At 45.3% G+C, this 15,137-nt stretch carries 16 protein-coding genes; 1 reads left to right on the top strand and 15 read right to left on the bottom strand.

The window, feature by feature from the left end; translation table 11 throughout:
* Window positions 1-78: 78 nt before the first annotated feature.
* Window positions 79-1,287 (top strand): MDR family MFS transporter, encoded by a 1,209-nt coding sequence (locus tag BLV90_RS02595; protein WP_091735736.1) that lies wholly within the window; start codon window positions 79-81, stop codon window positions 1,285-1,287.
* A gap of 137 nt (window positions 1,288-1,424) precedes the next feature.
* Here the strand turns inward: BLV90_RS02595 and BLV90_RS02590 are convergent, their stop codons facing one another.
* The 15 genes from BLV90_RS02590 to BLV90_RS02515 all read right to left on the bottom strand — a co-directional run bounded on the left by BLV90_RS02590 (window position 1,425) and on the right by BLV90_RS02515 (window position 15,035).
* Window positions 1,425-1,808 carry a hypothetical protein gene (locus BLV90_RS02590; protein ID WP_091735731.1) on the bottom strand — a complete coding sequence of 128 codons (384 nt, stop codon included), beginning with the start codon at window positions 1,806-1,808 and terminating at the stop codon, window positions 1,425-1,427.
* Between the two features lie 41 nt (window positions 1,809-1,849).
* Entirely contained in the window at window positions 1,850-2,701 is an 852-nt protein-coding gene (locus BLV90_RS02585; RefSeq protein ID WP_245726239.1) for a M50 family metallopeptidase, read from the bottom strand.
* 1 nt (window position 2,702) lies between these two features.
* A complete protein-coding gene (locus BLV90_RS02580; RefSeq protein ID WP_091735725.1) occupies window positions 2,703-3,482 on the bottom strand; it encodes a M23 family metallopeptidase in 780 nt (259 codons plus the stop codon).
* 139 nt (window positions 3,483-3,621) lie between these two features.
* The gene (locus BLV90_RS02575; RefSeq protein ID WP_091735721.1) at window positions 3,622-3,774 is read right to left on the bottom strand and encodes a DUF1540 domain-containing protein; all 153 of its coding nucleotides are present in this window, start codon (window positions 3,772-3,774) and stop codon (window positions 3,622-3,624) included.
* Window positions 3,775-4,157: 383 nt separating this feature from the next.
* Complete coding sequence (gene bla / locus BLV90_RS02565; RefSeq protein ID WP_091735715.1) at window positions 4,158-5,060, bottom strand: class A beta-lactamase; 903 nt, start codon at window positions 5,058-5,060, stop codon at window positions 4,158-4,160.
* A 340-nt stretch (window positions 5,061-5,400) separates the two neighbouring features.
* The gene (gene minD, locus BLV90_RS02560) at window positions 5,401-6,198 is read right to left on the bottom strand and encodes a septum site-determining protein MinD (protein WP_091735712.1); all 798 of its coding nucleotides are present in this window, start codon (window positions 6,196-6,198) and stop codon (window positions 5,401-5,403) included.
* A 35-nt stretch (window positions 6,199-6,233) separates the two neighbouring features.
* Window positions 6,234-6,911 (bottom strand): septum site-determining protein MinC, encoded by a 678-nt coding sequence (locus BLV90_RS02555; RefSeq protein WP_091735708.1) that lies wholly within the window; start codon window positions 6,909-6,911, stop codon window positions 6,234-6,236.
* Window positions 6,912-7,036: 125 nt separating this feature from the next.
* Entirely contained in the window at window positions 7,037-7,567 is a 531-nt protein-coding gene (gene mreD / locus BLV90_RS02550; RefSeq protein ID WP_091735705.1) for a rod shape-determining protein MreD, read from the bottom strand.
* 3 nt (window positions 7,568-7,570) lie between these two features.
* Window positions 7,571-8,467 (bottom strand): rod shape-determining protein MreC, encoded by an 897-nt coding sequence (gene mreC, locus BLV90_RS02545; RefSeq protein ID WP_091735703.1) that lies wholly within the window; start codon window positions 8,465-8,467, stop codon window positions 7,571-7,573.
* A 16-nt stretch (window positions 8,468-8,483) separates the two neighbouring features.
* Window positions 8,484-9,593, bottom strand: coding sequence for a rod shape-determining protein (locus tag BLV90_RS02540; protein WP_091735699.1), 1,110 nt, complete (start codon window positions 9,591-9,593; stop codon window positions 8,484-8,486).
* Window positions 9,594-9,626: 33 nt separating this feature from the next.
* Window positions 9,627-10,331 carry a RadC family protein gene (gene radC / locus BLV90_RS02535; protein WP_245726224.1) on the bottom strand — a complete coding sequence of 235 codons (705 nt, stop codon included), beginning with the start codon at window positions 10,329-10,331 and terminating at the stop codon, window positions 9,627-9,629.
* A gap of 65 nt (window positions 10,332-10,396) precedes the next feature.
* Window positions 10,397-11,008: a Maf family protein gene (locus tag BLV90_RS02530; protein ID WP_425433850.1), complete on the bottom strand. Its 612-nt coding sequence runs from the start codon at window positions 11,006-11,008 to the stop codon at window positions 10,397-10,399.
* 201 nt (window positions 11,009-11,209) lie between these two features.
* Entirely contained in the window at window positions 11,210-12,265 is a 1,056-nt protein-coding gene (locus tag BLV90_RS02525; RefSeq protein ID WP_091735691.1) for a hypothetical protein, read from the bottom strand.
* Between the two features lie 94 nt (window positions 12,266-12,359).
* Window positions 12,360-12,833: a prepilin peptidase gene (locus tag BLV90_RS02520; RefSeq protein ID WP_177167861.1), complete on the bottom strand. Its 474-nt coding sequence runs from the start codon at window positions 12,831-12,833 to the stop codon at window positions 12,360-12,362.
* A gap of 309 nt (window positions 12,834-13,142) precedes the next feature.
* On the bottom strand, window positions 13,143-15,035 hold the full coding sequence (locus tag BLV90_RS02515; RefSeq protein ID WP_245726223.1) for a terpene cyclase/mutase family protein: 1,893 nt from the start codon (window positions 15,033-15,035) through the stop codon (window positions 13,143-13,145).
* Window positions 15,036-15,137 lie beyond the last annotated feature (102 nt).

Below are 15,137 nucleotides of genomic sequence, written 5' to 3'. Positions count from 1 at the left end.
CCTACTCTTTTTCTACAACAAACACCCACTTACAATCGATCTTATCGTTCCATTCATCATCTGAAAAGAGGGATCTCTGTGGTTAATAATCAATTCCTAGCTCTAGCTGGACGTTATCCCATCACCATCTGGGTACGTCTTTTGGGAGAACTTCTTACTTGTTTAACCAGCTCAATGATTGCTCCCTTTCTGGCTATCTATCTCAACGAAAAAATGGGAAATTCAGTACTTACTACGATGATAATCATTGGCTTACAGCCCCTAGCAGACATCATCTGTACCCTCCTTGGAGGAGGTTTAACGGATCGTTTCGGTAGGAAACCCATTATGGTCTTCTCTCTCACTTTCCAGCTGCTGGCGATGTTGGGCTATATAATAGCTACCGACGTCTGGGAGATCGCGATCATTACTATCCTCAATGGGGTAGGTCGCTCCTTCTATATTCCCGCAGCGAAGGCACAAATTGCAGACGCTATCGATAATGAGCATCGTGCTGAGGTTTTTGGCCTCTTTAGTACCATCTCATATATTGGCTCAGCAGTGGGGCCACTCTGCAGTTTCCTATTCATGAAAGATCTATCCCTCCTTTTCTTACTATCTGCTTGTAGTATTTTCATCTACCTCATCCTCTTTTGTTGGAAAGTGCATGAGAGTGCACCGCTGATAACTATCCGCCAAGAATCTAAGCTTACTCCCTTCTCAAAAGAGCCCAGTTCTCCCATGAGCTTTGAGCAATTAAAGATATTACTTACTTATATAATACTCTCTCTTCCTATCAGCTTCTTCTATGCCCAGACGGAGACAAATTTCCCGCTTTTCTTAAAGCAATCCTTTCAGGATTATCAAGCAATCCTCTCTTGGTTAGCCACTAGCCATGCTCTATTGGTTATTATCGCTCAACTTTGGTTAATAAAGAGAACCAACCAAAAACCCATGGGAAAGGTGATCCTACTTTCATATCTCCTATATACTGTTGTAGCTCTCATTTATGGATTTAGCGCCACCTTTGTCTCTCTTTTGTGTGCACAAGCTTTATTAGCAGTCGCAGAGTCTATAGGCATCGTACGTTTGCTTACCTTCGTCTCACTCTTGGCCCCACCTCATCTTAGAGGGCGGTACTTTGCTATCTACGGGATGCACTGGGATCTATCTCGTATGCTTGGCCCATTTCTGGGCGCTCTCCTCATTGGCGAAAGTCGTATGCTATTGTTCTTCGTTGCAGCTATCTTATTTATCATTGGTGGCTTGGGACAAATCCATTTTATGAAAAAAATCAATAGAAATTAGGAATTTCGAGGGTATACTAATACCTTATCAAGCATTTTTATGCGGGTAGAATGCCCTCACATTGCTGACCACACCGTGTTTACGCCAACATAATCGCCTAAAAAACCCCGGTGGGTCGGCCGATGAAAGAGGGTATACTACATGATCTGTACACCCATACCCCTTAACTTCTCCTCCCCTACCTTCGTCAGGATTAACTTCCTACTACTCCCCTCCCGCTTAAACCACCCCTCCTCTAAAAAGCATTCCAAAAGCCGATCGCCGATCTTCCCTGCTAAGTGTGGTTTTTTCTCGGACCCATCGAGGCAGAAGCGAAGGAGTGGCTTCTTTCCTTTTCCTAAATGTTCGATGTCGATGCCCATAGTGGATAAACCCTTCTTTCCTTCCTCTGTTAATCGGGCATTACCATCAACGCCTTGGGTAACCCACCTTAATTCGATCAAGCGTCGGCATAAGGCAACACCTACTTTTCCAGCCAGATGAAGATAACAACTCCGTGCGAAATGAAGCGAGCGAATCATTAAACAAACCTCCCTAGAATCAATGATCCAAGTTTTCATCCTCAAGCAATCAAATCAGCAATCACACCCTGTGTTCGCTTTTCCCCAAAATAAATCTGAAAGAGTGCCTCCTCTGGAACAGTTCGCCTTCGGCCGCTAGGTTCTTGCACCTCAAGCACATGATAGGCTTCTTTTCGAAACCTTTTTAACACCACTGAAAGAGGCTCCTCTGGCCGGACAGATAAACAAACGATGCGAGCTCCAGCATGTACCCTGTTCTCTCGGCGATGGATAAGAAACCTCATAAACTGAAAATCGCGGTGCTTTAGCGAAATCCCATTGGAATAGAGGAGAAAAACAGCAACGACGGCTAAATTAAGCTGAGGTTCTTGGTCCAACACACTAAAGAGCAGAAGGAGTATAGATCCACATATCCCTGCCCCGATACTTACTCGCACAGCCTGACGGTAGGGTAGGAGATAGCAGAGGATTGCTTGAAAAACACGTCCTCCATCTAAAGGATAGATCGGCAATAGATTAAAGCCCGCCAGAAATGCGTTTCCTTTGATAAAATAAGCGGTCCACTCTGCTGACCACCAGCCTAAGCTAAAAAATAAATAGCCAAATAGAATCATGATGACATTGTGAAAGGGGCCTGCTAATGCAACCACAATCTCTTCCCGTGCAGGTACCGTCCCCCATTCATCTGTATGGGCTACGCCACCAAAGGGCAATAATTCAATCGATTCAATCCGCCATCCAAAGGATGTGGCCGCTGTGACATGGCCTAATTCATGGATCAACACCAATACGAACAGGGTGATTACCTCCATAAACCGGCCGGTAACTACCGACAAGAGGATAACCACCCAAAATAGGCTATGAATTCGTAGTTTTGTACCATGGAGAACCATACTAATCAAAGGAGACCACTCCCGTCGGATCTACGAATGCCCCCTTTTCTTTCAGGGCGAAGAAAAGAAGAGAATCTCCACTTTTTTCTGTCGTTTCACCCAGGAGTTGACTTGGTTTTACCCAATCCTTTTTCTTGACACGTAATGTGTTCATGCCTCCATACCATGTCTCGCGACCATCTTTATGACGAATAATCACTGTCTTCCCTAAACCTTCTTCTGTATCCGCTTTAACAACCCACCCTTCAGCTACTGCTACCACAGGTGCTCCCTTGCCTGTCTGTACAAAAACTCCCCGATCTTTTTTTGAATAGGTTGTTACTTGCTTCCCTTTAACAGGAGCCACCCAGGATTTTTTCTTCTCCATAGAGGTATCCTTTTTATTTTTAAAGGCTGGCAAGATCGATGGGGATTCTCCAATCGTATTTTCATACCAACGTGCCACGCCTGCAAAATTATAATCCCTCTCCATGACCTCAGCGATCAAGGTCTGGGCAGCTTGCCCAGATGGTGCCTGTGATTGAAAAATTAAGTACGTCCCAGTAAACAAGATAAATGCGACGAAGGTCTGTAGGAGTAATCGTCCTTCCTTCTTTTTTTTCCCTTCACTTTTTGTCCATTGGGGCCGATTCCAAGGAAGATCCTCAGATTTTCCCGAGGCTTCTTTTTTCCATACGGGAATCCCTGGCTCCCGATAGGAAGAAGATTCCCCTCTACCCATGCGAATTGCACGCACCCGCTCTTCCCGTCTTTTTTGCACACCTTGGTTCCATTCCCTCATGACCCTCACCCCGCCTTGCCATGCGTTTGTACAAGTTTATGACTTGTCTTACCATGGTATGACTTGTCCTGGGAGCCATTGATCAAATCACCCGAGAAAATCCCCTACAATATGCAGAGGATTTTCCCAGGTTAGGAGGTTAGTGTTTTGATTCAAAGGTATCACAGTCAGTTTCTTCGGAGTCATGGGGCTTTTGGGTGTGACCCACAACCATAATTTGGGTAGCATCACAGTTGTTCCCCTCTGCCCAATACGTACAGGTATCTACTTCACATTGCACGCCTTTTGGCATAGATCATCCCTCCCTGTCTTCAGTATGGACAACTGAACAACCCGTTATAAAACCAAAATCAGGGAGGGAAAACGCTCGACCTCGGTCAGCCTCTGGTAATCAGAAGCGGTTGCCTCGCGGAATGCGGCGGCAGTTTCGAAATAGTGCCCACGAATTGCGTCAACTAATTTTTGCTGAAGATCCTTCGTCTCTTCCTGGGTCTGGGCATCAGATCTCACCGTTAACCAGTAGTCCACTCTGGGGTAGAAGTGAGCGAAGGCTGATTTCGCCGTCATTTTATAAATAACGGGGAATATACAAAAATCCGCTGATAAATAATTATCAGCGGAAAAAACGTCCAAATGTCAAAAAGTGAAGAGTGGCTTTATCTTACCACTAATATTCTAGCGGTACCTTTTAAGAGCATCGACTACTTTCTTTGTTGCTTGAGCGATAAGTTTGTCGTTATTCTCACTGCTCTTTATATCGCGACTTCTAGTAAGAATCGAAAGAACGATTGGATCTTTCTTCGGTGGCCATATGATCGCAATGTCGTTTCGTATCCCGTCTGCTCCTCCAGTTTTATCGGCGACTTCCCAATTATCCGGTACTCCTGCACGAATTAATGCATCTCCAGTAGTATTTCTTTTCATCCAATCGACTAGCATCCCCTGCTTCTTAGCTGGAAGTGCGTCTCCCAATGTGAAAGCCTGAAGGGTGGTAGCAAGTGCTCTCGGTGTACTCGTATCTCGAATTTCTCCCGGTTTAACATCGTTTAATTCGGGCTCATATCGTTTAGGGTTGGTAACTTTATCACCCATCTTTCGAAGTGACTTTTTAAACCCGCTAGGTCCCCCTAATTGCTTAAGTATAAGGTTATCTGCAGTATTGTCACTGTATCGAAGAGAAGCATCGCTAAGCTCTTTAAGGGTCATTCCTGTATCAACATGCTTCTCTGTGATTGGACTATTTGATACAAGGTCATCACGGGTGTAGGTAATTTTTTGATCTAGGTCTTTGATCGACTTTTGTTGTAATAGTGCCCCTACAGCTAAAGCTTTATGAGTGGATGCATATGCAAAACGCTCATCTGATCGATAGGTTACTGTTTGACCTGTGCCAGTGTCTAGTGCATAAATCCCCAATTTAGCATTAAACTTATCTTCAAGTTGATAAAAATCTTTTGTTATCGTGGTTTGTTGATTGTTGTGTTTAGGGGAAGCAAAAGTACTATCGTTTGAAAAACCCACAAAGGTTACACATGAAAGAACTAGTATAGTTGTGATTTTTTTGATTTTAGAAACCATTACATACCCTCTCTCTTAGGAAATATTTACTTTCACTCCCAATTATCAAAGATGACATTTATAAAACTAATATACTCAAAATGCGTTATCCTTTCCATGCTTCAAAATATGGAAAGTTACTAAAACAACTTCTCAAAATCCTAATCCCCGCTAATGACTTTGTCATGTTTAAAATAGTCAGTATTGTACCGCCGCTTTTAACTCTGGACTGAATGAAAGATATCCCACTACACTTCGAAAACCGATCGGTTGACGCCATCTAACTTGTTCCTTATAAGACAAGAACCTGCTTTCTCAATTGAGAAAACAGGTTCTACCCATATGCTTTTTCGTATGTTTCTCAAGAAAAGCCCAGCCATTTTTTCATACGAGATCGCCATTGCCGCTCTTTCTCGAGTACCAGCAAAGGGACGGTGTCTCCTTGAATACGCCGAGCGATATTTCGGTATGCTTTAGCAACTAAGTATCGATTATGTAAGACAATGGGTTCTCCTTGATTGCCCGCACGAATCACTTCTTCATCATCAGGGACAACCCCCAGCAAATCCACAGCGAGAACAGAGACAACCTCATCTACATCCATCATCCCACCCTCTTTTACCATTCGTGGGCGAAAACGATTGAGGAGCAACTTTGGGGGATTCCCTTGTTTTTCTTTTTCGAGCAAACCGATCACCCGATCTGCATCACGGATCGCCGCCGTCTCTGGCGTTGTCACTACAATGGATCGACTCGCACCTGCAATGGCATTTTTAAAACCCATTTCGATTCCTGCTGGGCAGTCGATAATGACATAATCATGCTCTTCCTTCAACTCAGCAACTAACCAGCGAAGTTGTTCTGAAGAGACCGAGGATTTATCCTTTGTTTGCGCTGCAGGCAGTAAATATAACTCGTCACAACGTTTATCTTTGATTAACGCCTGCTTCATTCTACATTTCTTTTCTACGACATCCACGATGTCAAATACGATGCGATTTTCCAAACCCATAAGCACATCCAGGTTGCGAAGGCCAATATCCATATCCACGAGGGCCACTTTCTTTCCCCCGAGAGCGAGGGCCGTACCGAGATTAGCAGTAGTGGTTGACTTGCCAACTCCACCTTTGCCAGATGTGATAACAATCGATTCACCCAACGCTTACTCCTCCCTCCCGGACAAGCCCGCAAGCGTTATTTGCGGAAACGATTCTCTTTCCATTCAATCTCTGGACGAATCCGGCTAAGATGGTGCATTTTATCAACAGCTATCTGCCCCCCAAGAAGATAGGCAAAGTTCATTCCTGATATTTCTGACTCATCCCACTGATCTGGAGGACGAGAGACGACATCAGAGATACGCAACTGAGTCGGTCTTAGTAGTGAAGCAGCAATAATTGCTCGTTCGTCCCCTTCACCACCCGCATGGGCAAGACCTCGAAGAGCACCTAAGACATAGATACTACCGGTACAACGAATGGTGCCCCCTGGGTTCAGATCACCCAATAGCAACAGATCTCCACGATGTTCCAACACTTGACCCGAACGTATAGTTCCCGCTAAAAGCTGAATCCCGTCTTCTTCATCTACCAAATATGACTTGCCATCCACCGCTTCGATGGAACGAATAATTAAATTCTTCCGAAGGGCGAAAAGAGCCCGCAACTCTTTTTCTTCTTCTCTCGTGATCTTGCGGTCCCCGATCTTGATGTATATATAGGTATCCGGTCCGTCAAAAAGCGTCGAGGCGTTCTCCAGTTTATATTGCAATTCACTCAAAAGTGTGGAAAATGGCCGCGATTCATCTAGAAAGAAATGAAGTCCATCTTTGGAACCCTTGATGGTCACGCCCGGCCTTAACACTTTACCCATGTGTAAGTCACCCGCCTCAGTGTTCTAATTTCGGCAAAAATCCCCGATTTCCTCCTCATATCCTAGGATGTAGGCAATGGACCATTCATTTACTGAACTCATCCATTCTTAATAAGGACGCTTATTTACCGTTTACCAAACAAACTACCAGAATGAGGAGAATATCGCCGGAATATCCACTGGATTCCATGATATATGGGAAACGCAATCAACGTATTAAATAAAATGGAGGGGATAATGCGGTAAATAAAAGCATCGTTTATACCCACTTGAGTGAGTTGGAAAAGTCGAACCCAACCATACACCATAGAAAGGTGAATAGCCTGTCCTATACCTGTTGTCAGCAAGGCCATGATGGGTCCAGACACAAATTGACGCGAAATTTGGCCTGCGATATAGCCAATACTCGCTGTCGAGAAAGCATAGATGCCCACTGCTCCACCATATGCCAAATCATAAAAAAGGCCGAAGAAAAAGCCATACAACAATCCAATCCTACGTCCTCGGTACAATGAGAGAATAATGATACCACTGACAACCAATTGTGGAATTAACACGACATCGCTTCCCCAATCTTGGGGCAAAAAGGGGGGAAGAATCGTCCCATCCAACAAAAAAAGAAAGGAGAGGAAACCGATGAGAATCCATGTTGACATCGCTTATTCCCCCTCGTTCTCTTCTTTTGAATCTACTTTCTGACGGTGGTCTTTTAACTGTAATTTTGTCGGATTTTTTACAACCATCACATAGTTGAGGTGTTCAATTCCAGCGGCGGGTTTTACATATGCCATCTGATCTACCCCAAATTCTCCAGAGGTCACCTTATCTACTGTTCCGATCAACAGATCCTCTGAATAAATATCAGACAATCCTGATGTTACCACCGTTTGCCCTTTCTTAAGCTTTGCTTTTGGAGATACTTTTTTTAGCAGTAAGCGTTTTTTATCAGGATCGTACCCTTCAATCAAACCAAAGGACTCCTCATTACCCGATTTCACATGAGCTGCGATCCCAGGACCACTTCCCGTATCGGTCAAGAGTTGTACATCTGCCATATGACCCGTGGCTACTTTCACCCGTCCAATCAGCCCCTCATGGGTGATGACTGGCATGTCCTTTGCTACACCATCCGTTGTGCCACGGTCGATCACAATGCGATCATTCCACCGATCCGGTGTTCTTGCTACCGCTTTTGCTGTAATCGTTTTGGCCCGAGTCCCATTTACATAATTCACTTGACCTTTTAGCTGTTCATTCTCCCGCTTTAATGTTGCCATCTTGGATTTTATTTGTAAGTAGCTATTGGCTTTCTTTTTTAATTGACGATTCTCATCGCTGAGCTCTCCGACTTTACCCCATTCAGAAAACCAATTGGTGATGGCATAGGTTGGCGCAGAAAAAAGACCATTAATCCAAGCAAATCCATTTTTCACCCCTGCCTCTGGCCACGTCAAGGAGTCGCGTTCACCACGGGTCATTCCTACTGTCACAATAAGAAGAATGACAGCAATCAACAAGACAAAGAGACGCCGATTGGCAAATAGACGAAAAAACATTCCTCACTCCCCCTCCTTACATCCGTCGACCAAAGCGATTGGAGGAAGAAATCCCTACACCAGAAGTGAATAAGTGAATATTTTCTAGAGATTGTCCAGTTCCAATAGCGACACAATCAAGAGCATTGTCTGCAATAATCACGGGCATATCTACCTCTTCTGAAAGGCGTTGATCCAGATGGCGCAATAAGGCACCACCGCCAGTGACAACAATCCCACGATCCATAATATCGGCGGCTAACTCAGGGGGCGTCTGTTCCAATGTTATTTTTACTGAATCGATGATCGATTGCACTGTATCATTCAGCGCTTCCGCAATCTCTCTCGCTGTGACTTGAATCGTTTTGGGTAGCCCAGAAATCAGATCACGTCCGCGAAGTTGACGAGTGATCTCCTCTTCATCATCCGACACCTTTGCCGAACCGATTTCTAACTTTAAGTTTTCAGCAGACCGCTCTCCGATCATGAGGTTGTACTGACGTTTAATATATTGAATAATTGCCTCATCCATCTCATCCCCTGCAATCCGTAAGGATTTGGCTGTTACAATACCACCCAGAGAGATGACAGCCACTTCTGTCGTCCCACCGCCAATATCGACCACCATGCTACCCATTGGTTCCCAGACTGGAAGTCCAGCACCAATAGCAGCTGCAAAGGGCTCTTCAATCGTATGTGCTTCTTTTGCTCCCGCCGCACGAGTAGCCTCCTCCACTGCTCGCTTTTCCACGGCTGTAACACCAGAAGGTACACATACCATCACGTTAGGGCGACGCGGAAAATAGACTCGTTGGGTTTGGGCTTTTTTAATAAAGTATTCCAACATCGTCGCTGTGGTATTGTAGTCGGCAATCACACCATCCTTCATAGGCCGGATCGCCACAATGTTGCCGGGTGTTCGGCCAATCATCCGTTTAGCCTCTTCTCCAACGGCTTTTATCTCCTGGGATCCTGTCTCCAGGGCAACCACAGATGGCTCCCGAACGACAATTCCTTGACCTTTTAAGTAAACTAATGTATTAGCGGTTCCTAGATCGATACCCATATCCCTAATAAATCCACCAAATTTTTGGAATATCGTTTCACTTTCCGCTTCTTTTCCTTTACTTCCAAACCAGAGTCGCATCTTCCGTCTCAGCCCTTCTGCATAAAAATATGGTTATAAGCGAGGGAAAAATCCCTTTTCTTTCAAGCTGACAAAGCATTGGTCACCAATGATAATATGGTCTAATAATTCAATACCGACGATGCGACCCACTTCATACAATCGTTCTGTAACAAGGATATCTTCCTTACTGGGTGTAGGATCCCCACTCGGGTGATTATGTAGACAAATAATGGCCGCACAACTACGTCGAATCGCTTCTCGGAAAACTTCCCGAGGGTGAACAACGGAGGAGTTCAGTGTACCTACAAATAGGCACTGCTTATCGATTACCCTATTTTTCGTATTGAGAAACAAACAGACAAAATGCTCTTGGGATAAACAACTCAATTCATCCATGACATAATCAGCCGCATCCTGGGGTGAGCAAACCCCCACTCGCTCTTCAGGAATAATCCGGAAAATTCGTCTTCCTAATTCAATCCCTGCGATAATTTGTAGGGCCTTTGCAACTCCTACACCATGAACCCTCACTAGATCCCTGTAATCAGCAGATGCTAACCCTCGTAAACCGCTACACTCGGCAAGAATACGCTGAGCAAGGGAAACCGCGGATTCAGCCTTTGTACCTGTTCGTAAAAGAATTGCTACTAATTCTGCATTGGACAACGAAGAAGCGCCGAGTTGGGTTAATCTCTCGCGTGGGCGTTCTTCCTTGGGTAGATCTCGAATCATCATCGGTTCATAAGTAAGTGCCATAACAACCTCCTGGTGATCCCGGCGTCATAAGGAGGTCTAGCTGTTGTTACATTGGATGTACCTTATTATTCGGGAAAAGGTAATGGATGCAACATCGGATAATCCATCGTCTGTAACATGTCATAGAGAAGTGGTAACGACATACCCACTACATTGGTATAACAACCATCAATCCAATCTACCCAGAGCGATCCAATTCCTTGAAGACCATATGCTCCAGCCTTGTCCATTGGTTCTCGTGTTGCGACATACCATTCAATCTCAGCGCGGTCTAGATCGCGCACCATTACTTCTGTCATACGATGGCGAACCAATCGCCGTCTTACTTTTCCGTCCTCGTCTACTTCCACCAAAGCGATTCCTGTATACACTTGGTGGACTTGGCCAGCAAGTCGCTCTAAAATTCGTATCGCATCAGCATCATCCACAGGTTTCCCCATGACTTCTCCGCCGAGAGCAACAACGGTATCCGATCCGATTACCAGGGCATTCCGTTTGGTATGAGCCACCGCTAGTGCTTTTTTGGCAGCAAGGATTTCTACCAGTTCGCCGGGAAAAGGCTGACCTGGAACATCTTCCGCCACTAAGCTAGGGTGAACAGAAAAGGGAATACCCAGCGACCGCAAGAGTTCACTCCGACGCGGGGACCCGGAAGCGAGTACTAGTTCCGGATGCAAGGGCCCCAACCTCCTTCATGATAAAGGCAACGTTTTATAAATAGTTATATTATGTTCGTTCAAAAAAATCCTACTTCATTAAATGAAGGGAAGAGAAAAAAACCCTATAAAGGATGCGATTCCCTATCCATCCAAGTGGCCATAACCCTCGATAGTTTCCAGTTTAGCAAAATCAAAACTCCGCCACAAGAACAATCCCTGTCAACTTAAAGCTTCTAAAAATTTCTCATAGGCTAGGACATAGCGAACAAGCCCTTCTTGTATTTGCCAATACATCGCTTTATTAGGCTGATCTGTCTGACAACTTTGTACGACGAGGTCCATCGCACGAACCATTTCACTCCACTCCGATTTTACTGACGAAGGCAACTCTGCTTCTACATCATCTCGCACTTTTGTAAATCGGGTATATGATGCATTTACCTTTATACGAGAATCTTTAAAATTTTTAAGATCCGTAGGTGAGGATACACCCTTTACCGTAGTAGCAACCATAGTAGAAAATATATGATTTCCTTCTTTTACAGCAAGGATAAGGACCTTGTTCCACTTTGTAGAGCTCTCCTTGGGGAGAGGGACTGATTGGCCAATCGTCGTATTCTTATAGGTAATCTGTCCACTCTTTTCCTTTAAACTAGCAAAAACTTTGTTAGCATTCTCCTTGTCCTGTGCTACTGCTTGATAAATGCGATAAGGAGCTTTATCCGTCATCACGGCTGCCCGACCTTGTGTACGCTGACTCATCACGGTTTTGCTCGCTCCCGATTTTTTTTGAAAGATCCCTCGTTGAATAAGCACTGCCTTCAATTGTGGAAGGGATATCTTCGCCTCAGTTTTTTTGATCGGTACTTTAGACGGTTTAAGCTTAGAGGTAGTAGCCCCTTCTTGTTGACTGGGAACCGTTTTTACATGGGAGTCAATCGTGCCTGTGGTGGGATTTTTATCATCAGGAAAAAAGAGCGACAGGACAACAATCCCCATTAGTGTACCAATAATGACAGCCGCCCCTATAGAGAGAGCTAGTGCACCTTTGCCCCTCTTCCCGGAAGGAGTCCGTTTACGTGAGTAAGGAGTCCCCCATTCTACTCCGTCCTCATCTACCTCACGAACGGTCCATGGATTGACCCTCTGTTCACCCTTATCAGCAGCTATTACGCTACTATTTGTGAGGGAGTTAGGAAGTTTTGTAGACATCTGCTCCGATTTCGGACCCGTTACAGTACCATTCAGTCGAACAGTGATCCGGCTTTTCTCCATTATCTATCGTCTCCTTCTCCCATCAGTTACTATCAAGGATATGTCCTACTAGATTAAAGTAGAACCTAGGATTACTAGAGACGACCTGATAGATTTACGCAAAAAAAGAGAGATACCACTGGATCAACCAATCTCCGACAAAGAAACCCCCACCAAAACCAATGAGCAAAAATGGCGCAAAGGGAAGAGCAAACCCTCGTCCAGCTTTACCTGTAAGGAGCAAAATCCCCCCAGCCACACCACCCAGGAAAATTCCACCGATAAGCCCTGCTATAGCGGTCGGCCAGCCCAATGCTGCGCCAGCAGCGGCTGCTAACTTCATATCCCCGCCACCCATCCCTCCCTGGGAAAGAAGAGCGATTAATAAGAGCAATCCACCACAAACAAAGAACCCTATCAGGGAGATCCAACCATCCCCTTTAACTAAACCCAACAATAGAAAAATCCCCCCTGCGGGTAACGTTAGTCGGTCAGGAATCAACCTTGTAGAAAGGTCCGTCCATAACGCTACCCCCAAAACGAGGAACAATAAACTGCCTGTAATTTGATCCCAAATATCTGAGGTCATCCACGAAACTCCAGCGAAACTCACGGCCATATAGAGCATTGACAACCATGAACAAAGGAGCGAGCTCGAATGTTTTCCCCTACTTCCTAATACAAAAACCGCAATCTTATCCAACCACCACCCTAAAATCCAACCCAAAATAAAAGACCACAACACCTCACTCATCAACCCCCACCCTTCTTTATTACTCAGGATAGTTTAGGATCACCCCTTAATAAGGGGGAATCTATTTAAATCATCGACTATTCCCATTATACACAAAAAGGAAATTCATCACATGAAAGGAAGTTGTGATCATTTCAATTTTTATTAGTCCTTATTCCCGCCAAACTTTTGTCGATAGTGAGCCAATGCCATTAACGGCCAAGCATAACGATAACTGTGGTAATGAATATAAAATTGCCCAGCAAGTCCAGCTCCTGTAGGGTACTCTGATGACTCACTTTTCTCCTTAGAAAAAAACGCTAGCAGTCGACGAACACCTGCTTGAATTGCAGGTGTAGGGGTATTCGAGACAGCGATCAAAGCATCCAGTGCCCAAGCTGTTTGGGAAGGTGTACTTGCGCTTAATGGTACAAAACGTTGCTCCACATCACTACGGCAGGATTCTCCCCACCCGCCATCTTCATTTTGTACTGACAGTAGCCATTTTACTGCACGAGCAACCGATGGATGCTCCTTGCTGATACCCACTGCTGACATCCCTGTCAAAGCCGCCCAAGTACCATACAGATAAGCAATGCCCCAACGTCCGAACCAATAGCCCTCCTTTTCTTGATCACGATACAAAAAGTTAAGGGCTCGTGATACAGCCGGATTGGTATAATTACAATGAGTTTTTCCCAGGAAATAGAGAATGCGTCCTGTCAGATCTGCCGTAGAGGGATCTGTCCACGCAGAGGCAGCATCTTTATGCATAAATTTCAATGGCCAACGCTTAGCCGTATTCTTTTCAAAGGCAGGCCAACCTCCATCTCGGTTTTGCATCGAAAGGAGCCAAGTGGTTCCTCGATACCAACTGTCGCCTATGGTCGAAAAATTTGTGGTGACGAAGGGAGACAGTACTCGTAATACGGCGGCTGTATCATCGCAATCGGGGTTGATAGTATTAATATCAGAAAACCCCCACCCTCCTGGTGGCACCCCAGGATTTTTAAGCGCCCAATCCCCTATACGATCTTGTTGACGAGATAGAAGGTATGTCGCCGCCTTACATAAGGCGGGATGACCAGATGGTACACCACTTTCTTGTAATGCACCTGCGATTAGAGCCGTATCCCAAATGGTAGAGGTATTCTCCTGCATATGAAGTCCACTTGGGGTCTTATACAAGAATCCCTCTACTCCTTGTAATGCTTTTTGAAGCACCGGGTGCTTCTTTGGGTACCCGAGGGACATCAGTCCAAACATCATCAAAAATGTAGTTGAGAAGTAGCTGTACAGCGTACCATCCGACTCTAGTCGCTCCAACATAAATTTTTCTCCATAACCGAGTGCTAATTTCGATAACCGTGAACGGGGTCCATGAGGACGAAGCCAATCTCCTACAATTCCAGCTAGAGCCATTGTCCGTTTATTTTCATCCGCTGTGCGAGCAGCCTCACCCCAATCTGCCATGTTGGTCGGTAATCCTGGAATTTGTACCGTAAATTGTTGCTCAGCTGCTACCATCACAGGAGCAGCATGCACCCGGGCATATCCAACCAAATCCCAGAAGTTCACAGGAAACCATCGCGGTAAGAGAAGGAGTTCAATCGGTACGGATTGTAGATCCGACCATTTTTTTAACTTCAAAAGGGCAAGTACAACCTTGGTAAGAGACCCCGCTTGGGAAAGCCCCCCTCGCGATCGAACCCACTCTTGTATCTGGCGGATGTCTTGTCCATTCGGATCGATTCTCCCTGCTACCATCAAACTGAGAGAGGCTTCTATCGTCGATGAGAGATTGCCTTCTTTCTCATCCGGATAAAGTCGCCATAAACCATCGCTACCTCTTAACCGCATCAATCTCTCAGCTTGCTCCTGCACATAATCTTCCCGTCGACCAAAGAAGCGGTACAGTATAATCGCATAGGCATCCGTCATCACCCCCGTCTCAAAACAAAAAGACCACCGTCCATCCGGTTGCTGGCTTTGTATCAGGATCTCTGTCAAGCGTCCGATCTCCTTCTTCACTGCTTCCATCCATCCACCTTCAGCCACCGGTCATCCCTCCCCACTCTCCCTCTTTCTACCATATGGTCCTTCATGGACCCATATGTGTCTCTACCTTCCTGGACAGCAGGCGTGACCTGGGATAAGATG

Origin of the sequence: Marininema mesophilum (genome assembly GCF_900106775.1) — a bacterium.
Classification (GTDB): Bacteria; Bacillota; Bacilli; order Thermoactinomycetales; family DSM-45169; genus Marininema; species Marininema mesophilum.
The sequence above is the reverse complement of the archived record's forward strand: the minus strand, read 5'-3'. Positions and strand labels throughout refer to the sequence as shown.